The following is a 19083-nucleotide window of genomic DNA, read 5'->3' on the forward strand; positions in this document are numbered from 1 at the left end:
GTGGCGGGTCGGCCCGGCGCCGGCGGGGTGCCGGGTTCCGGCGCGGAGCCGCCCGGGGCGGTGGCCGTCCCTCCGCCCCCGCCGGAGCTCCCGGGCGGCTGTGACCCCGGGGCGGCGGGCATCGTAGGGCCGGTGTCGGAGGGGGTGCCCGTCACGGGGACGGACGCCGAGGCGGAGGACCCCGCCGGAGCCTCGGGCGGCGCCGCCGCGAGCGGCTGGAACTCCACCCCGGCGCGTGGCGCGACGTTCTCCCCCGCGCCCCTCTCGGGACCGGGGGCGGCCGCGCCCACGGCGAGGTAGCCGTCCCGTGCCGCGCCGCCGCAGCCGGTGAGGGCTGCGGCCGTACAGCACAGGGTGAGGGCGAGCGCCGCACGGGATCCCGTTCGCATCGCGCCAGTTTTCCTGACGCTACGTCAAATAGGAACCCCGTGCGGAAGGTTCGGCCCCCGCTCGGGAGGGCCGGACCCCCTACTCGCCGATCAGGCCCACGCGGAGCTGCGCGAGCGTGCGCGTCAGCAGCCGGGAGACGTGCATCTGGGAGATGCCGACCTCCTCGCCGATCTGCGACTGGGTCATGTTCGCGAAGAACCGCAGCATGATGATCTGCCGTTCCCGGGGCGGGAGTTTGGCCAGCAGCGGCTTCAGGGACTCGCGGTACTCGACACCCTCCAGCGCGGTGTCCTCGTACCCCAGCCGGTCCGCGAGGGAGCCCTCGCCACCCTCGTCCTCCGGGGAGGGCGAGTCGAGTGAGGAGGCGGTGTAGGCGTTGCCGACGGCGAGACCGTCGACGACCTCCTCCTCGGTGACCCCGAGCACGGCCGCGAGCTCGGGAACGGTCGGCGACCGGTCGAGCTTCTGGGCGAGCTCGTCGCTGGCCTTGGTCAGCGCGAGACGCAGTTCCTGGAGTCGGCGCGGGACGCGGACCGACCAGGAGGTGTCCCGGAAGAACCGCTTGATCTCGCCCACGACGGTCGGCATCGCGAACGTCGGGAACTCGACCCCGCGTTCGCAGTCGAAGCGGTCGATCGCCTTGATCAGGCCGATCGTGCCGACCTGGACGATGTCCTCCATCGGCTCGTTGCGGCTGCGGAAGCGGGCCGCCGCGTAGCGCACGAGCGGCAGGTTCAGCTCGATCAGGGTGTCACGTACATAGGTCCGTTCGGGGCTGTCCGCGTCCAGGGCGGCAAGTCGCCGGAAGAGGGAGCGGGAGAGGGTGCGGGTGTCGATGGCTTCCGAGCGGTCGGACACTGCCGGCTGCTCACGCTTGACGAGCGTGAGCACTTTGGAGCTGCCCTGGTCTACGGACATGCCACCCCCTTGAGGTCGCGGACGGTCGCGTGTTCTGCGCGCCCGTCGGAGGAACGCAGCCTCCACCTGAATACCGGAGGCGGGGCTGCGGCAAACGCGGTTCCAGCAGAATGTCACATGTCGGCAACACGCTGTAGCGTCATGTCGACAAGTATCTCCAGCGACAGAGCGCGCACCGACCGGAATGAGCCGTTTCTGTAGGGAAACGCGGTAATGCCTCCACCCGATCCGGTTAAGCCTCGATCCTGTTTGCGGATCTCAGTCGGGCGAAGCTCCGGGCGAGCAGTCGGGACACGTGCATCTGTGAGACGCCGAGCTCGGCGCTGATCTGGGACTGCGTCAGGTTGTTGTAGTACCGCAGGAGCAGGATCCGTTGCTCGCGTTCGGGCAGCTGGACGAGCAGGTGGCGGACGAGGTCGCGGTGCTCGACCCCGGCCAGCTCCGGGTCCTCGTAGCCGAGGCGGTCCAGCAGGCCGGGCATGCCGTCGCCCTCCTGGGCGGCCTCCAGCGAGGTCGCGTGATAGCTCCGGCCGGCCTCGATGCAGGAGAGCACCTCGTCCTCGCCGATCCGCAGCCGCTCGGCGATCTCGGGCGTGGTCGGGGTGCGGCCGTGGAGGGTGGTGAGGTCCTCGGTGGCGGCGTTGACCTGGACCCACAGCTCGTGGAGCCGGCGGGGGACGTGGACGGTGCGGACGTTGTCGCGGAAGTACCGCTTGATCTCGCCCACGACGGTCGGCATGGCGAAGGTCGGGAACTGCACCCCGCGTTCCGGGTCGAAGCGGTCGATCGCGTTGATGAGCCCGATCGTGCCGACCTGGACGACGTCCTCCATCGGCTCGTTGCGGCTGCGGAAGCGGGCCGCCGCGTACCGGACGAGGGGGAGGTTCGCCTCGATCAGGGCCCCGCGCACCCGGCCGTGCTCGCTGGTGCCCGGCTGCAGGCCCTTCAGCTGCCCGAAGAGCACCTGGGTGAGGGCCCGGGTGTCGGCACCCCGGCTCTGCGGTCGCGGCGCGACCGGGGGCTCCTCCTGGACGTCCTGCTGGGGTGGCACCTGAGGCGCAGTACTGGCCGGCACGGTCACGCCACCCCTTCAGTCAACTCATCCGTCAAAAGCGGTCATAGCATCACAAGAGATGTGCACTATACGCAAGCACCGTATATCGCCGTGTTGAGGGCAAGTTGGGCATATGGGGACAATCTCTTGTGTCGTGGGAATGCAAAAGACCCCCCACCCGTCGGAGTGGGGGGCCGGGAAGTCCGGAAACCGCTTCAGCGTACGGGCTCAGCTCACCAGTTCGGTCATGAACTCGCCGATACCGGAGGCGGCATCCGAGATTCCCTGGAAGCCTATTTGGGCGAAATCTGCGGCTTTGACCGGCTGGGTGATGATCACGTAGAGCACGAAGACGACGAGCGCGCCCACGATGATCTTCTTGGTTTCCATGAGCGGTGACGGCCTCCCCAACCGGTCCTGCAAAGTCGGGTGAGTCTAACCGGTCAGGTTTGGACACTCACCTGCCCTTTAAGGACCAATGACCCGGCCGTACGGGCCCTTTGCCGGACCGTTTCCGGTCGTGGAAGGCGCAGGATTGAACACGAGCCCACCGGTTCTGGCAGGAAATCGGTGGGTGAGGGACAGGACCTCACTGCGGGGTCCGAGCCGCAAGCTTCCCCCCTGACTGCGGCTCGGACTGGCGGGTTCCGTCCTCACCGGGGGAAGTGGCTTGTCCCCCCGATGCCACTTCCCCCGTCCATCACGTCGAAGGTCCCGACCCCGGTCGGGACCTTCTTCGCGTGTCCGGGGTGCCGCGGGGTCGCCCCGGGGCGCTGTCGGGTTACTCCAGGCCGCCGGCGAGGTCGGTGATGGGCTGGACGGGGGCGATGACGGGGGCGAGCTGGTTCGGCAGCTCCATCAGCTGGTTGAGCTGGTTGGCACCCTCGCTGAGCTTTCCGCCGATCTCCTGGACGGAGCGCGGCTGGGCGCCCTGCGGCATGCCCGGGGTGGCCGTCGGCAGGTCCGGGAGGGTGAGCGGGGCGAGGGGTGCTGCGGTGGCCGCGGGTGCGGCGAGGCCCGCGGCGGCCCCCGCGAGGGCGATGGCGGCGAGCATGCGCTGGGTCTTGGTCATGCCGTGACAACGGCCGAGCGGGCGGCCGGTCACGCGGGTGTCCCCCGGAGGGCCCTCGGGGCCCGCCCCGCCGGGCCGTCGCCGGAGTCCAGCCGAGCTCGTCGCCGGCCCCCCCCCCCCCCGCCGGGCCCGTCGCCGAGCCCTCGACGGACCCCGGAAACGCCGAGAGCCCCGACCCTTGCGGGGCGGGGCTCTCGATCAGAGCGGTAGCGGTGGGATTTGAACCCACGGATAGCTTGCACCATCACACGCTTTCGAGGCGTGCTCCTTCGGCCGCTCGGACACGCTACCGAGAGAGAGCTTAGCCCAAAGAGCGCGCTGAGCCGAAATCCGTATCCGCGGGTCCCTCCGACGGCCCGGGCGGGCCGTCGGAGCCCGTTTCAGGGGCCCGTTCCGGGAGCCCGTTTCGGGACCCGCTTCACAGGTCCCGGAAGAAGTCCGTCAGCTGCCGCGCGCACTCGGCTTCGAGCACCCCGCGGATCACCTCGGGCCGGTGGTTGAGCCGACGGTCCCGGACGAGGTCCCAGAGGGACCCCGCCGCGCCCGCCTTCTCGTCCCCCGCCCCGAAGACCACCCGGGCCACCCGGGACTGCACGAGGGCGCCCGCGCACATCACGCACGGCTCCAGGGTCACCACGAGGGTGCACCCCGTGAGCCGCCACTCCCCGAGCCGGGCGGCCGCCCGGCGCAGCGCCAGTACCTCGGCGTGCGCCGTGGGGTCGCCGGTGGCCTCGCGCTCGTTGTGCCCGGCGGCGAGGAGTTCCCCGCCCGGGCCGAGCACGACGGCACCGACCGGCACGTCGCCGGCCGGCACCGCGAGGGCCGCCTCCTCCAGCGCCAGGCGCATGGAGTCCCGCCAGGGGTCCCGTACGGGATCGGGTCCGTACGTGGTGTCGTGCGCGGTGGCCACTAGCGGACGGCCTCCAGGACCTCGGTGGCGCCGAGCGAGTCGGCGATCTCCGAGAGGGCGTCCCCGTCGAGGGTCATCAGTTGCTTGTTGCTGACTCCGAGGTCGTCCAGCAGCCGGGGGTCGCCGAGCGGACCGGCCGGGACGGGCTCGGCGCCCGTCACCGCCCTGTCGTCCGCGTCCGCGTCTTCGTCCTCGTCCGCGAACGCGCCGGCCGGTTCGTCCTCGCCGTCCTCGGTTCCGTCCAGGTCCAGTTCGTCGAGTTCGTCGTCCTCCTCGTCGCTGCCCAGCAGCTCTTTGGTCAGCATCGATCCGTAGGAGCTGCGGTCGGCTGCGGAGGCGTTCGATACGTAGTACCGGGGGTCCTCCTCGCCGTCCACGCGGACGACGCCGAACCAGGCGTCCTCCTGCTCGATGAGAGCGACCACCGTGTCGTCGTCGACAGCGGCGGAACGGGCGAGATCGATCAGATCACTGAGGGACTCGACGTCGTCGAGTTCCAGGTCGCTCGCTTCCCACCCGTCTTCGGTGCGCGCGAGCAGTGCGGCGAAATACACCGTGACTCTCCCACTGGTCGTAGGCGTGCCGGTTGGAGGTCCCCCCGGCCGGAGGTTGGGGTGGGATCGGCCGTGACGCAGGCCGTTCCGTACCCCGCCCAATCGGCATCGTGGCAGAAACAGCGGCTTTGCGAGAGGTCTTCCGCGCGGCGGCCGTGTCGCGGCGCCCGCCGCCACGCCGGTCGTGCCGCCGCTCACCAACGGAACGTACGCATCCGCATTTGCTGACGCATGCGGGCCGCGCGGGCGCGCCGGGGCTGTACGCGGTCGCGCAGTTCTCGGGCCTCGTTCAGGTCGCGGAGGAACTGCGCACGCCGGGCCCGGCGCTGTGCCGCGCTCTCGGGCGCCTCGGGCGGACCGCTCCCGGTATCGCTCCCGTCACTCTGGTCACTGGCTCGGCTCGACTGCGTCTCGGGCATCGGCAACCACCCCGGTCCGGTCGTCCTCCTCCGCCGGCGCGAAGCAGACCCCCCGGCTCCCACCTTCCCCCGGGTGGCGCGATTGATGCCAGTCCTTCCCAAATCGTTCCAGGTCAGGGGCCACGGCGGAGGGATGCCTTCCGGCTGCTGCGGGAGGGGCCTCAGCCGCCGGCGTTGCCGGCGCCGCCGGTTTCGGCGGCGTCACCGGAGTCGTCGGTGAGGTCCGGAACGACCGCCACCGGGCCGTGCGCGTGCTGGAGCACGGCGTTGGCCACGGAGCCCATCAGCAGGGACCGGCGGCGCGGATGGTGGCGCCCCACCACGACCATCGCGGCCGACCGGGAGGCTGCCACCAGGCGTCCCGCCGGGTCACCGGGCACGGCGGCCTGCTCCACGGGTACGTCGGGCCAGCGGGCCCGCAGCGGTGCCAGCCGGCGCGTCTGCGACCGCAGCATCTCCCGTTCGGCGGGGATCGCGTCCCCGTCGTCGGCGAGCGCCTCGGGCGGGATCACCGCGAAGGGGCTGTCGATCAGCAGTGTCGGCGAGGGCGGCAGGTCGTACGCCGAGACCACCTGGACGGTGGTCCCCCGCGCGGCCGCCTCCGCGAACGCGAAGGTCAGTACGTCCTCGGGCGTCTCGGCGGCGTGCAGCCCGAGGACCACCCGGCCGGCCGAGGCCTCGGAGGCGGCCGCGACCGCGTCGCGGTCGGCGTGCGGGACCACGATCACCGGGCAGGTGGCGGTGGTGGAGACGGCGCGGCTGTTCGAGCCGAGCAGCAGGGTGGCGAACCCGCCGCGCCCCCGGGAGCCCATGACCAGCATCAGCGGCCGGTTCTCGTCGGCGATCACCCGCAGGGCCTCGGGTACGGAGCCCTCCAAGGCCTCGTAGCGGACGTCGGGGGGCAGCTCGGGGGAGGCTTCCAGCACCCTGCGGACGTGGTCGCCGATGGGGTCGGAGTACTCCTCGGGTTCGTTCGGATGGCGCAGCGCGGAGCGGCGGCCCGCGTACAACTGGGAGGCGTCGGGCAGCACGTGGGCGACCATCAGGGCGGCCCCGTGGCGCAGGGCGGCCGTCCGCGCCCACTCCAGTGCCCGGAGGCTGTGCTCGGATCCGTCGACCGCCGCGATCACCAGTCCATTGCTCACCCGTCAAGGGTGCTGGGCATCCGGGCGGGCCGCATCTCCGCGCCCGGAGGGCGGCGGCCGCCGCCGTGGACGCCGGGCGGTCGTCGCACCGCGTAGCCTTTTGGGTGTGGGTCGCGAACAGCGGCCGTTGTCGCAGGTAGCAGGGTCGCAGGTCGTAGGTCGAAACCCGGCTGAGTCTTGGAGGATGTTGTGCGTTTGCAGGTAGTCGATCACCCCTTGGTGGCGCACAAACTCACCACGCTGCGCGACAAGCGCACCGACTCCCCCACGTTCCGGCGCCTCGCCGACGAGTTGGTGACCCTCCTCGCGTACGAGGCCACCCGCGACGTGCGCACGGAGCAGGCCGACATCGAGACCCCGGTCGGCCCCACGACCGGCGTGAAGCTGTCGCACCCCCGCCCGCTGGTCGTCCCGATCCTGCGCGCCGGTCTCGGCATGCTGGACGGCATGGTGCGGCTGCTGCCGACCGCCGAGGTGGGCTTCCTGGGCATGGTCCGCAACGAGGAGACCCTGGAGGCCTCCACGTACGCGACGCGCATGCCCGAGGACCTCTCGGGCCGGCAGGTGTACGTCGTCGACCCGATGCTGGCCACCGGCGGCACGCTGGTCGCCGCGATCCAGGAGCTCATCAAGCGCGGCGCCGACGACGTGACCGCCGTGGTGCTGCTGGCCGCGCCGGAGGGCGTCGAGGTCATGGAGCGCGAGCTGGCGGGCACGCCGGTGACGGTGGTGACGGCCGCCGTGGACGAGCGCCTCAACGAGCACGGCTACATCGTGCCGGGCCTGGGCGACGCGGGCGACCGCATGTACGGCTCTGCGGAGTAGAGCCCGGGAGACACGTCGGCTCTGCGGAGTAGGGCCCCGAGGGGGCGTCAGCCGTGACCGGTCCCGGTCCGGTCCGGGGGACCGGACCGGGCCGGGATCAGCACTTTCCGGCGGGTGCGGGCGCCGGGTTGGCGAGGAGCGCCACGGCCCGGTCCGCCTCCTCCTTGGGCTTCAGTTCCTTGAAGGCGTCGCCGATGATCAGGTCGATGTCCGCGCCCTCGCGCGTGTCGTGCTGCTGGGTGAGCCCGTCGACCTGGGTGCCGAGGACGGCGTAGGCCGCCTTGTCCGTCGCGGGCGCGCCGAGCAGTATCCCGACGCCCGGGACCTTCTTGTCGAAGGTGGGCGGGGCGTTGCCGACCTGGCCGATGACGAAGCCGCGTTTCTCCAACTCGTCGCGGACCGCCTTGGCGAGGCCCGCGCGCGGGGTCGCGTTGTAGATGTTGACCGTGATCTGGCCGGGCTGGGGGAGCACGACCGCGGGTGAGGCGGAGGTGGCGGGTCCCGGTTGGGGAGCGGAGGCGGGTTTCGCTGCCTTGGCGGGTGTGGCGGACGCCGTGGGGCAGTCCTTGCCGGCCGCCGCCGCATTCCGCTTACCGCCGCCGTCGCCCCGGAACACCCCGATGAGCTGGAGCGCCCCGTAGCCGAGCAGGGACAGCGCGAGGAGCGAGCCGAGCACGGCGAGGACGACCTTCCGGCGTCGGGGCCGGCGGCTCATGCGGGGGTAGGCAGCTCCCGTAACGCGGTACTTTCCGCCCATGCCGGGGGGAGTGAGCATGCTCATGGGCGCAGCGTAGTGCCGCGTCGTGACGATGCCTACTAAATGATCTATTGATCGGGCAAGGCTGACCCGAAAGGCGCAATCAGTCCATTTCCAGGACGCGTGCGTGCAGCACCTGTCGCTGCTGGAGTGCGGCGCGCACCGCGCGGTGCAGCCCGTCCTCCAGGTACAGATCGCCCTGCCACTTCACGACGTGCGCGAAGAGATCGCCGTAGAAGGTGGAGTCCTCGGCGAGCAGCGTTTCGAGGTCCAGCTGTCCTTTGGTCGTGACGAGCTGGTCGAGCCGGACCGGGCGCGGGGCTACGTCCGCCCACTGCCGGGTGGTTTCCCTGCCGTGGTCGGGGTACGGCCGCCCGCTTCCGATGCGCTTGAAGATCACACGGAAAGCCTACCGGGCCCGTGCCTCCGGGCGCAGCCTCGTGCCAGGGGTGCAAAAGTGACGGACAGGGCTATTCCGGGAGTGACGCATGAGCCAGAGCACCGACCGAGCCGTTCCCGCGGACCCCGCGGACCCGGCCGGAGCGATTGCCGCGGGGTACGCCTTCACCGGACCCGCGCTCGATCTGGGAGCCCTGATCTGGGACGGCGCCTGCCTGCCCGACCGGCAGATCCGCATCCCGCTGGGGATGCTCAACCGGCACGGGCTCGTCGCGGGCGCGACCGGCACGGGCAAGACCAAGACCCTCCAACTGATCGCCGAACAGCTGTCCGCGAACGGCGTGCCCGTCTTCCTCGCCGACATCAAGGGGGACGTCTCGGGGATCTCCGTGCCCGGCACGGACAACGAGAAGGTGCGGGAGCGGGCGGCGGAGGTCGGCCAGGAGTGGCGGGCCACCGGCTGCCCCGGCGAGTTCTACTCCCTGGGCGGGATCGGCCCCGGCATCCCGCTCCGGGCGACGGTGACCTCGTTCGGCCCGGTCCTGCTGTCGAAGGTGCTCCAGCTGAACCAGACCCAGGAGCAGTCCCTCGGCCTGATCTTCCACTACGCCGACTCCAAGGGCCTGGAGCTGTTCGACCTCAAGGACCTGCGCGCGGTCGTCGCCTTCCTCGTCTCGGACCGGGGCAAGGCGGAACTCAAGGGGATCGGCGGGCTCTCGACGGTGACCGCCGGGGTGATCCTGCGGGCCCTCACCGCATTCGAGCAGCAGGGCGCGTCGGAATTCTTCGGCGAGCCCGAATTCGACACGAGTGAATTCCTGAGGACGGCCGCGGACGGGCGCGGAACGGTTTCCGTACTGGAACTCCCGGCGGTTCAGGACAAACCCCAACTCTTCTCCACTTTCCTGATGTGGCTGCTCGCCGATCTCTACACCGATCTCCCGGAAGTCGGCGATCTGGAACGGCCCAAGCTGGTCTTCTTCTTCGACGAGGCGCACCTGCTGTTCAACGGGGCCTCGAAGGCCTTCCTGGATTCCATCACCCAGACGGTCCGGCTGATCCGGTCCAAGGGAATCGGCGTCTTCTTCGTGACCCAGACCCCGAAGGACGTACCGGCCGACGTGCTGGCGCAGCTCGGCAACCGGGTGCAGCACGCGCTGCGCGCCTTCACCCCGGACGACGCGAAGGCCCTGAAGGCCACGGTGAAGACCTTCCCCAATTCCGCTTACGACCTGGAGGAGTTGCTCACCGGTCTCGGTACGGGTGAGGCGGTGATCACGGTGCTCAGCGAGAAGGGCGCCCCGACCCCGGTCGCCGCGACCCGGTTGCGCGCCCCGCAGTCGCTGATGGGACCGGTCGACGCGGCGGAACTGGACCGGGCGGTGAAGGCGTCGCTGCTGTACTCGCGCTACGCCGAGCCCGTGGACCGCGAGTCGGCGTACGAGAAGATCAGCGCCGAACAGGCGGCGGCCGAGGCGGCCGCGGAGGCGGCGGCGGCCGCCGCGGAGGCGGAGAAGCGGGCGGAGAAGGAGGCCAAGGAGGCGGAGAAGGCTGCCCGGAGGGCGCCGAAGCCGGATCCCTCGCTGGCCGAACAGGTGGTGGGCAGCGGCATCTTCCGCTCGTTGGCCCGCTCGGTCGGCACCTCGTTGGGCCGGGAGATCTCCCGCTCCCTCTTCGGAACGGCCCGCCGCAGAAGATGACCTGACGGACCGTCGGCCTCGCCCGCGCACCCCCGGCCTGCGGGTCCAGTCGGAATCAAGTGCACCGGGTGCCGCCGGGCCCGCCGACGCTGACAGACTCGGGGGTATGCGGACCGAACTCACCGACACCACGTCCAGCAAGGTCGTCCGGGCCTTGCTCGAAGCGCGCCGAGCAGTCGGCAGCCCGGCCATGGGGCTGGTGCTGACCCTCGTCGTGGTCACCGACGAGGAGAACGCCTACGACGCCGTACGCGCCGCCTCCGAGGCCTCCCGAGAGCATCCGTGCCGCATCATCGCGGTGATCAAGCGGATGGCGCGGGGCCCCCAGCGGCTCCGCCAGACCCGACTCGACGCCGAACTGCGCGTCGGCACCGACGCCGGCTCCGGCGAGATCGTGCTGCTGCGCCTGCACGGCGAACTCACCGGCCAGGCGGGCTCCGTCGTGCTCCCGCTGCTGGTGCCCGACGCGCCGGTGGTGGCCTGGTGGCCGTCCGAGGCCCCGGCCGATCCGGCCCGCGACCAGCTGGGCGCGCTGGCGCAGCGCCGCATCACCGACTCGCAGGCGGCGCCCGACCCGGTGGGCGTGCTGGACCAGCGGGCGGCCTCGTACGCCCCCGGTGACACCGACCTGGCGTGGACCCGGCTGACGCCGTGGCGCTCCCTGCTGGCCGCAGCCTTCGACCACAAGCCGCTGCCGGTGACGGGCGCGGCGGTGGAGAGCGAGCCGGACAACGCGAGCGCCGAGCTGCTGGCGCGCTGGCTGGAGGACCGGCTGAAGGTGCGCGTGGACCGGGTGGCCACCGACGGACCGGTGATCACCCGGGTCCGGCTGGAGACCAGCGCCGGGGAGATACGGGTGGACCGGCCCGCCGGGGTGCTGGCCACGCTGCTGCTGCCCGGCTGGCCCGACCGCAAGGTCGCCCTCAAGATCCGCAGCACGGCGGAGCTGCTCGCGGAGGAACTGCGGCGCCTGGACGCCGATGTCGTCTACGCCTCGGCGCTGCGCAGCCGGCCCGTCCAGGCCTCGCTCTCCGCGTAGTGGTTGTCGTACACCGGTGAGCTGTCCTTGATGTCCTGGACGGTCGCCTCGCCGGCGCGGACGCGGCCGAGGAGCCGGTAGTAGTCGAAGCGGGCCATGCCCGGGGTGAAGCCGACGAAGACCTCGGCCGTGTGGCCGGCGGCCGGGGCGAAGGCGTGCTTCACACCGGGCGGGACGGTGATGAAGTCGCCCTTGCCGAGGGTGTGGACCTCGTCGCCGACCAGGACGTCGAGGCGTCCGTCGGTGACGTGGAAGAACTCGGTCGCCTTCGTGTGGAAGTGCACGGGGGCGCCGGCCGCTCCCACCTCGAAGCTCGCCGTGTTGCAGGTCAGTTCGTCGGTGTCGGTGAGCAGGGTGATGACGCTGCCGGGGCCGTCGGAGATGCGCTCGGCGGTCGCGGCACGCGTGAGGTTTTCGATCATGAATCCGACCCTAGGGCAGGAACTCCCAGCTCCGGTTGACCGGGAGGCGGCCGGCGCTCCGAGGTGCGCCACACGCCACACGCCCTACGCCGGCCCCTTCGCCTTCGCGGCCGCCTTCATCTCCTGCTTGTACGCCCGGACCTTGGCCAGGGACTCCGGGCCGGTGATGTCGGCGGCGGAGCGGTGGATGTTCGCAGGACCGTAGCCGCCCGCGGCCTCCCGCCAGCCCTTGGGCCGAACCCCGTACCGCTTGCCGAGCAGCGCCAGGAAGATCTGCGCCTTCTGCTCCCCGAACCCGGGCAGCGCCTTGAGCCGCTCCAGCAGCTCCTGGCCCGTCGCGGCGTCCGCCCAGACGGCGGCGGCGTCCCCGTCGTAGTGCTCGACCAGGTACGCGCACAGCTGCTGGATCCGCTTCGCCATCGATCCGGGGTAGCGGTGCACGGCCGGCTTCTGCGAGAGCAGCGCCGCGAAGGCGTCCGGGTCGTGGGCGGCGATGGCGTGCGCGTCGAGGTCGTCGGCGCCGAGCCGCCGCGCGATCGTCCAGGGCCCGGAGAACGCCCACTCCATCGGTACCTGCTGGTCGAGCAGCATGCCGGTGAGCGCGGCGAGCGGGCTGCGGCCGAGCAGGGCGTCGGCCTCGGGCTGCTGGGCCAGCCGGATGGTGATGTCCATGGCTCCAGCCTCCCCCGCGCGCGGGCTCCGCGCGCGGTCGGCGCGCGGTTGCCGCACGCCCCGCCTAGCGTGGGAACGAAACGCCCGCATGCGGACACGACGGACACGGGAGTCGATCGACCATGGCTGAGTTCCAGGAAGGCGCGCCCTGCTGGGTGGACGCGATGTTCACCGATGTGGAGGGCGCCAAGGAGTTCTACGCGGACGTGCTCGGCTGGACCTTCGGGGAGTCCAGCAGCGAGTACGGCAACTACACGCAGGCCTACTCCGACGGGAAGGCCGTCGCGGCCGTCGTCCCGCCGATGCCGGGCTCCGACGCCCCCTCGCAGTGGTGTCTGTACTTCGCCTCGCCGGACGCCGCGGCGACGGCGGAGAAGATCAAGGCGGCGGGCGGCGAGCTGGTGATGGAGCCGATGCAGGTCGGCAGCTTCGGCACGATGCTGATCGCGAAGGAGCCGAGCGGCGCGTTCTTCGGCGTCTGGCAGCCCGGTGAGCACAAGGGCTTCGAGAAGATGGGCGAGGCGGGCGCGTACTGCTGGGCGGAGGTCTTCAGCCGGGACGTCGCGAAGCCGGACGCGTTCCTGCCGAAGGTCTTCCCGTACGAGGCCGAGCAGATGGAGACGGGCGACGACCCCGAGATGGCCGGGATGGACTTCAGGGTCTTCAGCCTGGGCGGCAGGAGCAACCCGGTCCTGGGCCGGATGGCCATGGGTGACGACTTCCCGCCCGAGGTCCCCTCGTACATCCAGGTCTACTTCGCGGTCCCCGACTGCGACGAGGCCGTCGCGAAGACGAAGAAGCACGGCGGGAAGCTGCACTTCGGCCCGATGGACAGCCCCTTCGGCCGCTTCGCGGCCGTCGCGGACCCGCAGGGCGCGGCGTTCGCGGTGATCGACGTGACGACGACGGTCGGGGAGATGCCCTCGTTCGGGTAGCGGGCGGGTACGGGTCCCGACCCCACCTCGACCGCGTCGCAGTGCCGCATGGCGGGCACGTCGTCGGGCGGTTGGAGGCGGCGGTGGGCCCGGAGCGCGCACTCCCTCGGGCGGGGGCTCGTCAGCCAGTGCGCGTACACGCCACCCGCCGCGTCCGCACCGGGGTCGACGTCGACGTACGCGCCACCGGCCGGCGAGGGTTGCAGGCTGGGCGCGAGCAGCGGAAGTCCGGCGGCGGCCGGCTCGTTGCGCACGCTCGTCGCGAGCGCCTCCTGGCGCGCGGCCTCCTCGGGGCCCACCTTCTCGAAGCCGAACATCCGCTCAAGCCGGCCGGTGCGGTGAGGCCGCGTGCGGGAAGGGGAACTCCGCGCGGCGGGTGTCGCCGCGCGCCAACAGCGCCGCGAATCCGAGCCCGAGCGACGCGGTGAGCCCGAGGACACCGAGCAGGCCGACGGCGCAGACCAGGAGGAAGCCGTCGGAGGAGTCGGTGACCTTGGCGCGGACGTTCGCCGCGGGGACGGTGCCCTGCTGCTCACCCACCGGGTCCATGGCCGAGTCGCGGGAGTTGAGCCGGTGGTCGCCCATCACGAAGATCCGGCCCGCCGGCACGGTCACGTCGAAAGCGAAGGCCGACGGGCGGCCGGCCTCCCTCAGGTAGGGCTCGACGAGCGGCTCGCCGTTGAGGGTGAGCGTGGTCGCGCCGGCGGTGTAGGAGACGCGGTCGCCGCCCACCGCCACCACGCGGTTCAGGACGTCGCCTTCGCGCACCCACGGGACGGTGACGCGGACGATGTCCCCGCGCGCGACCGTCCCGACGGGGCCCTGCTCGAAGTGGATCCGCCGGCCGGTGACCAGGGTGGGGAGCATCGAGTCGCTCGCCGCCGTGACCGGCCGGACCACCGAGAAGGCGGCCCCCGCCACGAGTGCCGCTCCGACCACGGCCAGAACGGCGGCGGCCATCCCGAGCCCGCGACCCGGCCGTCTGCTTTCTCGCGCCATGTGAGCCCCCCTGGACCGGACGTGTGGCCGGAATTCTATGGGGGGTCCGCGCAGTCGCGGCACCGGCCGGGTACGGGGCTGCGGAAGGCGCGGTCGCAGGTCGTGCAGTTCTGGAAGGGGTCCGGGGGTACGTGGGGGGCCCGTTTGAACTCGGCCTCAAGGGCGGGCGGAACCTGGGCCTTGAGCCGGTAGGCGATGAACCCGGCCGGGTTGGTCAGTGTGTTGGGCAGGTCGGCCGCCAGCGCGGTGGTGATCGCCTCGGCGCTCCCACCGCGCTCCACCCAGACCTCGGCCGCTGGCGCGAGGCGCTCGATGTCGCGCTGCCCGAGGAGCAGCCGGTGGTCGACGCGGCGCAACCTCCCGAGCAGGGCCATGGCCACCAGACGGCGGGGCGAGGGGGGCTCGGGGATGGGGGTGGGGATGGGCGCGGGTGCGGGGTCAGGCTCGGGAGCGGGCTGCGGGCCGGGCTCGCGAACGGTTGCGGGCTCGTGCTCGGGCTGTGGCTCCGGCTCGGGCTGTAGCTCCGGGTCCGGCTGCGGCTCGGGCTTGACCCCGGGCTCGGGTTCCGGGTCCGGCTGCGACTCGACCCCGGGCTCCGGCTCCGGCTCGGGCCCGACCCCGACCGCCGGAGTCGGCTCCGGCTCCGGCTCCGGGATCGGGGCTTCCGGTGGCGGTGCCGACACCGGCATCGGGCCCGGCTCGGGCTCCGGCGGCGGCTCGGGCGCCGGCGGCGTCATCGTCGTGGGTCGGTTGTAGGACACCGTCCGGGTGACGAAGTGCCCGTTGCCCAGCTGTTCCGCGGTCCGCCTCAGGTAGCCGTGGGCCTCCAGCTCGCGCAGGGCCGTCGCGATCCGGGTCTTCCCCTCGGGGACCCGTCGGGCCAGGTCTCTGATGCCGATGGGGGTGCCGGCAGGGAGGGACTGGATGTACGCGCCGAGTCCGCGGGCGGTCAGCGTCATCCGCGGGTTCTGGATCAGGTGGTTCCCGATCACCGTGAACCGGGTCGTGTGTCGGACGTTCGAGTGGTGAACGCCGTACGGCGCAGGGGAGGGCGCGATAACCTGCTGAGGAGCCATGGGGAAGCTAGTGACTTCCTGCTTGGTCAGGCCCTCGTCCGGGATTGCCGTCCCGGCGGGGGCCGTCTTCGTCGGTGGAGCGGTCGGGGCGAGCATATGCCCCGCAACCAGTCCGAAATCCAGCCGAGTTGGACTTGTTCACCCGTGTGAGTGAGAGCGCCTCCGGGGGAGGCTGGTGGGGTTGGGAGAGGTTGTTTCTCCCGGTACTTGCGAAGAAAAGAAAGGTACGGCCCGGCGGGGATCCGGTCGGCCGGGATCCGGCCGACCGGCACCCGGTCCCACCTCAGCGAACGGTGAGTTGGTCGTACGTCTTGTAGGTGTACTCGCCGGACAGGGTGATCTTGTTCCCGGTGGTCGCCGGGAGGCCGAGGCGGTCGTTCACGAGCCGGGTCATCGGGCCGCAGCCGGTGGCGGCCGGAACGCCGAACTCGGTGTCGGCCGCCGCGTACTTGATCACCGGGGGGTTCTTGGACACCCGCTCGGAGTCGCCCACCCGCTTCAGGCGGATCTCGATGGGGGTGTCGCCGGCGCCGATGGTGCAGCCGTGGGGCAGGAGCGGGCTCACGGCGCGGTAGCGCAGGGTGAAGAAGCCCATGCTGTCGCCGACGGAGTAGAAGTCGGACCGGCCGCCGTACTCCGGCTGCAGGGACAGGCCGAGCAGCGGGGACCGGTCGGCGGAGGCGTTGCCGAGCAGTCCGCCGGGGACGGTGGAGGGCTTGCCGCGCAGGGATCCCCAGACCTGGCCGTTGCTGCCGTCGGGCATCGGCCCCTCGGCGAACGTGAGGGTCATCGGGGCCAGTGCGGGGACGTCGCGATTGCCGAGGCGGAGCGACCCGGAGGCGGTGTGCAACTCGCACTTCCAGCGCGCCGCGTCGGCCCCGGCGGGGATGGCCGGGCAGTCGGAGAAGTCGTAGGCGGGGGCGGCGGATCCGGGGGCCGCCGAGGCGCCGGCCGCGCCGGTGATCGTGAGGGCGAGTGCGGCGGCGAGGGCGAGCCCGGCGGTGGTGGTCTTCATGGCCCCTACGATGCCGCCGGGCGCCGGGCGACCACACCGGGGAGAGCCCCGGTCCGCCCCTGACGGCGCCCTGAGTCGAAGTCAGGGTCAAGTGCCGCCACCGTAAGGGGAGTCGGTGTACGAACGTCTTGCGCGGAGCCGGTCCGATGGTGCGGCGCGTGGCTCGCACACGCCGCGTACGCGTCGGTCGGAGACGCCGCGTACCCGTCGGCCGCCGATCGGGCTTTCGCGCAGGGGCGAGCCGGGTGGGTGGTTCCGGGTCGCGGATGCGAGGGGTGCGGAGCGGGCGGGGCGGGGGCTCGTACGGTCGATCTTGTGCGGATCCCCCGATCCGCGTGAACCGACGACGTAGAGGTCGAAGCACCATGAGCCTGAGCATCCGCAATCAGATCGCCGGAACCGTCACCGCCGTCACCACCGGCGAGGCCATGGCGACGGTCAAGGTGCGGCTCGACGGCGGCCAGGACATCACCGCCGCCATCACCGCCGACGCGGTCAAGGACCTCGGTCTTGCCGTCGGCACCGCCGTGAAGGCCCTGGTCAAGGCCACCGAGGTGGCCCTCGCGACCGGGCCCGTCGAGGGGCTGTCCGGACTGTCCATCCGCAACCGGATCGCCGGGACCGTCGTCGACGTCGCCACCGGTCCGGCCATGGCCTCCGTGAAGGTCGACGTGAACGGTGGCGGCCTGACCGCCGCCATCACCGCCGACGCCGTCGAGGCGCTGGGCCTGGCCGCCGGTACCTCCGTCGTCGCGCTGATCAAGTCGACCGAGGTCTCCCTCCAAACGGCGTGAGCCCACCGGGGCGGCTTCGGACGGCCGCCCCGAACGCCCCCACCGGAGCCGGCCCCACCGCCCCCACCGCCACCGGCGCCGGCAGGGCGCCGAACCAGATGTGAGTCACCGCGCTGACGTAGCGCGCGCCGCAGGGGCCGGGACCTGTCCCGCCTCGACCACAAGCTCGACCTGTACGCGGCGCTGCGCTGCGGGTAGCCCGCCCGGACGGCCGGCGGTCCGTCGAGCCCGCCGGCGGGGGAAGCCGGCGGGCTTTCCCTCGATGGGTTGCGCACGCTGTACGCATGAGCGTACGTTGTTCATGTCTGGATGCGAACGGTGTACGCATCAGGCTGGGCAAGGGGAGGGGCCACGATGAGCGGTACCGCGGGGAACACCGGAACGGGCGTCACGGGGGAGGGAGCCCGGCGCGACCCGCGCCGCTGGCTCATCCTGATCGTGCTCTGCCTCAGCACGCTCGTGCTGGTCGTCGACAACATGGTGCTCACCGTGGCGATCCCGCCGATCGCCGAGGACCTCGACGCCGGCGCCGAAGCCATCCAGTGGATCATCGAGTCGTACATCCTGGTCTTCGCCGGCCTCCTACTCACCGCAGGCAGCCTCTCCGACCGGTTCGGCCGCCGCCGGGTGATGATCATCGGCCTCGTGCTCTTCGGGATCGCCTCCCTGCTCGCCGCCCACGCCGAATCCCCCGCGCAACTCATCGCGGGACGCGCGGTCATGGGCATCGGCGGCGCCCTCGTCATGCCGAGCACCCTCTCGATCCTGATCACCGTCTTCGACGAGGAGGAGCGCCGCAAGGCCATCTCCGCCTGGGGCGCCGTCGCCGTGGTCGGCCTCGTCGGCGGCCCGGCGGTCGGCGGGATCCTGATCGCCCACTACTGGTGGGGCGCCGTGTTCCTGATGAACGTGCCGATCGCGCTGCTCGCCATCGCCGCCGCGCTGATCCTGATGCCGGAGTCCAAGGGGCCCCGGCGCAAGGCCGACCTCGCCGGCATGGGCCTGTCCGTCACCGGTATGACCGCTCTGATCTGGACGATCATCGCCCTCCCGAAGGACGGCCTCGCCGCCCCCTCGACCCTGGTCGGTCTCACCCTCGCGGTCGGCGGGCTCACCGCCTTCGTCGTCCACGAGGTCCGCACCGCACACCCGATGGTCCCGATGGCCCTCTTCCGCGACCGGATGTTCAGCGGCGCCGGCCTCTCGCTCGTGCTGCTGACCTTCGCCAACGGCGGCCTGATGCTGGTGCTGACCCAGTACCTCCAGTTCGTCGCCGGCCACAGCCCCACCGGGACCGGCCTCGCGTTCACCCCGCTCGCCGTGGCCGGCCTGCTCTTCAACGGCCTCGGCGCCACCCTCGGCAACCGCATCGGCAACCGGATCATGACCGCCGTCGGCCTCGCCGTGATCGCCGTCGGCTTCGCGATCCTCGCCACGCTGGAGGCCGGCGACGACCTCGTCCCGCTCGGCGCCGCCATGACGGTGATGGGCATCGGCAGCGGCCTGGCCATGCCGGCGGCCACCGCGGCCCTGATGGGCGCCGTCCCCGAGGAGCACGCCGGAGTCGGCTCCGCCCTCAACGACACCGTCCAGCAGGCCGGCGCCGCCCTCGGCGTGGCCGTCCTGGGGGCCCTGCTCACCTCGGTCTACTCCGGAGCCATGCCCGCCGCCACCCCGGACGCCGCCCGGCACTCCGTGGCCGCCGCCCTCACCGACCCGGCGCTCGCCGATGCCGCCCGCGACGCCTTCACCTCCGCCATGTCGGCCACCTTCACCGCGGCCGCGGCGGGCGTCCTGGCCGCGGCGGGCCTCGCCCTGATCCTGATGCGGGACCGGAAGGCGCCCGCCACCCCGGAGCCGACCGAGCCCGAGCCGTCGCCGGCGGCCCCGGCCGGGCGGGCGGCGTAGCGCGGCGGCGGGGGGGGGGGGGGGGGGGGGGGGGGGGGGGGGGGGGGGGGGGGGGGGGGGGGGGGGGGGGGGGGGGGGGG

Annotated in this window: 20 protein-coding genes, 1 tRNA gene and 1 pseudogene; 6 read left to right on the top strand and 16 right to left on the bottom strand. The window is 72.2% G+C overall.

Going from position 1 to position 19083, the window contains the following annotated elements; translation table 11 throughout:
• From NOD94_RS32665 to NOD94_RS32705, 9 genes and pseudogenes are all read right to left on the bottom strand, one after another.
• Nucleotides 1–389: pseudogene (locus tag NOD94_RS32665) on the bottom strand (hypothetical protein); the annotation flags it as partial.
• Between the two features lie 79 nt (nt 390–468).
• Nucleotides 469–1308 carry an RNA polymerase sigma factor SigF gene (locus tag NOD94_RS32670; RefSeq protein WP_281209802.1) on the bottom strand — a complete coding sequence of 280 codons (840 nt, stop codon included), beginning with the start codon at nt 1306–1308 and terminating at the stop codon, nt 469–471.
• Between the two features lie 232 nt (nt 1309–1540).
• Nucleotides 1541–2383, bottom strand: a complete 843-nt coding sequence (locus NOD94_RS32675) for an RNA polymerase sigma factor SigF (protein WP_281209803.1) — start codon at nt 2381–2383, stop codon at nt 1541–1543.
• 207 nt (nt 2384–2590) lie between these two features.
• Nucleotides 2591–2752 (bottom strand): hypothetical protein, encoded by a 162-nt coding sequence (locus NOD94_RS32680; RefSeq protein ID WP_281209804.1) that lies wholly within the window; start codon nt 2750–2752, stop codon nt 2591–2593.
• A 391-nt stretch (nt 2753–3143) separates the two neighbouring features.
• On the bottom strand, nt 3144–3434 hold the full coding sequence (locus tag NOD94_RS32685; protein WP_281209805.1) for a hypothetical protein: 291 nt from the start codon (nt 3432–3434) through the stop codon (nt 3144–3146).
• 204 nt (nt 3435–3638) lie between these two features.
• A tRNA-Ser gene (locus NOD94_RS32690) sits at nt 3639–3725 on the bottom strand.
• Nucleotides 3726–3852: 127 nt separating this feature from the next.
• Nucleotides 3853–4281 (bottom strand): tRNA adenosine(34) deaminase TadA, encoded by a 429-nt coding sequence (gene tadA / locus NOD94_RS32695; protein WP_281209819.1) that lies wholly within the window; start codon nt 4279–4281, stop codon nt 3853–3855.
• A gap of 62 nt (nt 4282–4343) precedes the next feature.
• The gene (locus tag NOD94_RS32700; protein WP_281209806.1) at nt 4344–4898 is read right to left on the bottom strand and encodes a hypothetical protein; all 555 of its coding nucleotides are present in this window, start codon (nt 4896–4898) and stop codon (nt 4344–4346) included.
• Nucleotides 4899–5478: 580 nt separating this feature from the next.
• Entirely contained in the window at nt 5479–6462 is a 984-nt protein-coding gene (locus NOD94_RS32705; protein WP_281209807.1) for a universal stress protein, read from the bottom strand.
• Nucleotides 6463–6651: 189 nt separating this feature from the next.
• On the opposite strand from NOD94_RS32705, the gene upp reads away from it, so the two are divergent.
• Nucleotides 6652–7287 carry a uracil phosphoribosyltransferase gene (upp, locus tag NOD94_RS32710; RefSeq protein WP_214353071.1) on the top strand — a complete coding sequence of 212 codons (636 nt, stop codon included), beginning with the start codon at nt 6652–6654 and terminating at the stop codon, nt 7285–7287.
• Nucleotides 7288–7384: 97 nt separating this feature from the next.
• On the opposite strand, the gene NOD94_RS32715 is transcribed toward upp, so the two are convergent.
• Nucleotides 7385–8068 (bottom strand): LytR C-terminal domain-containing protein, encoded by a 684-nt coding sequence (locus NOD94_RS32715; RefSeq protein WP_281209808.1) that lies wholly within the window; start codon nt 8066–8068, stop codon nt 7385–7387.
• A 79-nt stretch (nt 8069–8147) separates the two neighbouring features.
• On the bottom strand, nt 8148–8444 hold the full coding sequence (locus NOD94_RS32720; RefSeq protein ID WP_008740979.1) for a type II toxin-antitoxin system VapB family antitoxin: 297 nt from the start codon (nt 8442–8444) through the stop codon (nt 8148–8150).
• Nucleotides 8445–8532: 88 nt separating this feature from the next.
• Here NOD94_RS32720 and NOD94_RS32725 point away from each other — a divergent pair, with 88 nt between their 5' ends.
• Together NOD94_RS32725 and opcA are read left to right on the top strand one after the other, a co-directional pair.
• Nucleotides 8533–10143: a helicase HerA-like domain-containing protein gene (locus NOD94_RS32725; RefSeq protein WP_281209809.1), complete on the top strand. Its 1611-nt coding sequence runs from the start codon at nt 8533–8535 to the stop codon at nt 10141–10143.
• A gap of 106 nt (nt 10144–10249) precedes the next feature.
• A complete protein-coding gene (gene opcA / locus NOD94_RS32730; RefSeq protein WP_281209810.1) occupies nt 10250–11182 on the top strand; it encodes a glucose-6-phosphate dehydrogenase assembly protein OpcA in 933 nt (310 codons plus the stop codon).
• Here the strand turns inward: opcA and NOD94_RS32735 are convergent.
• Nucleotides 11131–11604: a cupin domain-containing protein gene (locus tag NOD94_RS32735; RefSeq protein WP_281209811.1), complete on the bottom strand. Its 474-nt coding sequence runs from the start codon at nt 11602–11604 to the stop codon at nt 11131–11133. The two genes, opcA and NOD94_RS32735, sit on opposite strands and share 52 nt — an antisense overlap.
• An 84-nt stretch (nt 11605–11688) precedes the next feature.
• Nucleotides 11689–12276: an HhH-GPD-type base excision DNA repair protein gene (locus NOD94_RS32740; RefSeq protein WP_281209812.1), complete on the bottom strand. Its 588-nt coding sequence runs from the start codon at nt 12274–12276 to the stop codon at nt 11689–11691.
• Nucleotides 12277–12398: 122 nt separating this feature from the next.
• On the opposite strand from NOD94_RS32740, the gene NOD94_RS32745 reads away from it, so the two are divergent.
• The gene (locus tag NOD94_RS32745) at nt 12399–13211 is read left to right on the top strand and encodes a VOC family protein (protein WP_281209813.1); all 813 of its coding nucleotides are present in this window, start codon (nt 12399–12401) and stop codon (nt 13209–13211) included.
• 321 nt (nt 13212–13532) lie between these two features.
• Here the strand turns inward: NOD94_RS32745 and lepB are convergent, their stop codons facing one another.
• The 3 genes from lepB to NOD94_RS32760 all read right to left on the bottom strand — a co-directional run bounded on the left by lepB (nt 13533) and on the right by NOD94_RS32760 (nt 16301).
• Nucleotides 13533–14210, bottom strand: a complete 678-nt coding sequence (gene lepB, locus NOD94_RS32750; RefSeq protein WP_281209814.1) for a signal peptidase I — start codon at nt 14208–14210, stop codon at nt 13533–13535.
• Nucleotides 14211–14245: 35 nt separating this feature from the next.
• Nucleotides 14246–15202: a helix-turn-helix domain-containing protein gene (locus tag NOD94_RS32755; protein ID WP_281209815.1), complete on the bottom strand. Its 957-nt coding sequence runs from the start codon at nt 15200–15202 to the stop codon at nt 14246–14248.
• Between the two features lie 367 nt (nt 15203–15569).
• Nucleotides 15570–16301, bottom strand: a complete 732-nt coding sequence (locus tag NOD94_RS32760; protein WP_281209816.1) for a hypothetical protein — start codon at nt 16299–16301, stop codon at nt 15570–15572.
• A 365-nt stretch (nt 16302–16666) separates the two neighbouring features.
• On the opposite strand from NOD94_RS32760, the gene NOD94_RS32765 reads away from it, so the two are divergent.
• Entirely contained in the window at nt 16667–17095 is a 429-nt protein-coding gene (locus tag NOD94_RS32765; RefSeq protein ID WP_281209817.1) for a TOBE domain-containing protein, read from the top strand.
• 354 nt (nt 17096–17449) lie between these two features.
• On the top strand, nt 17450–19003 hold the full coding sequence (locus tag NOD94_RS32770) for an MFS transporter (protein ID WP_281209818.1): 1554 nt from the start codon (nt 17450–17452) through the stop codon (nt 19001–19003).
• The last annotated feature ends 80 nt before the right edge of the window (nt 19004–19083 follow it).

Origin of the sequence: Streptomyces sp. Isolate_45, assembly GCF_024721315.2 — a bacterium.
In the GTDB taxonomy this organism is placed as follows: Bacteria; Actinomycetota; Actinomycetes; order Streptomycetales; family Streptomycetaceae; genus Streptomyces.

Bases quoted from the DNA above. Each gene is read 5' to 3' on its own strand.
- NOD94_RS32670 (WP_281209802.1), bottom strand. From the start codon at position 1,308: ATGTCCGTAGACCAGGGCAGCTCCAAAGTGCTCACGCTCGTCAAGCGT.
- NOD94_RS32735 (WP_281209811.1), bottom strand. From the start codon at position 11,604: ATGATCGAAAACCTCACGCGTGCCGCGACCGCCGAGCGCATCTCCGAC.
- NOD94_RS32765 (WP_281209817.1), top strand. From the start codon at position 16,667: ATGAGCCTGAGCATCCGCAATCAGATCGCCGGAACCGTCACCGCCGTC.
- NOD94_RS32740 (WP_281209812.1), bottom strand. From the start codon at position 12,276: ATGGACATCACCATCCGGCTGGCCCAGCAGCCCGAGGCCGACGCCCTG.
- NOD94_RS32685 (WP_281209805.1), bottom strand. From the start codon at position 3,434: ATGACCAAGACCCAGCGCATGCTCGCCGCCATCGCCCTCGCGGGGGCC.
- lepB (WP_281209814.1), bottom strand. From the start codon at position 14,210: ATGGCGCGAGAAAGCAGACGGCCGGGTCGCGGGCTCGGGATGGCCGCC.
- NOD94_RS32680 (WP_281209804.1), bottom strand. From the start codon at position 2,752: ATGGAAACCAAGAAGATCATCGTGGGCGCGCTCGTCGTCTTCGTGCTC.
- NOD94_RS32725 (WP_281209809.1), top strand. From the start codon at position 8,533: ATGAGCCAGAGCACCGACCGAGCCGTTCCCGCGGACCCCGCGGACCCG.
- NOD94_RS32715 (WP_281209808.1), bottom strand. From the start codon at position 8,068: ATGAGCATGCTCACTCCCCCCGGCATGGGCGGAAAGTACCGCGTTACG.
- NOD94_RS32745 (WP_281209813.1), top strand. From the start codon at position 12,399: ATGGCTGAGTTCCAGGAAGGCGCGCCCTGCTGGGTGGACGCGATGTTC.
- tadA (WP_281209819.1), bottom strand. From the start codon at position 4,281: ATGCGCCTGGCGCTGGAGGAGGCGGCCCTCGCGGTGCCGGCCGGCGAC.
- opcA (WP_281209810.1), top strand. From the start codon at position 10,250: ATGCGGACCGAACTCACCGACACCACGTCCAGCAAGGTCGTCCGGGCC.
- NOD94_RS32770 (WP_281209818.1), top strand. From the start codon at position 17,450: ATGAGCGGTACCGCGGGGAACACCGGAACGGGCGTCACGGGGGAGGGA.
- NOD94_RS32760 (WP_281209816.1), bottom strand. From the start codon at position 16,301: ATGAAGACCACCACCGCCGGGCTCGCCCTCGCCGCCGCACTCGCCCTC.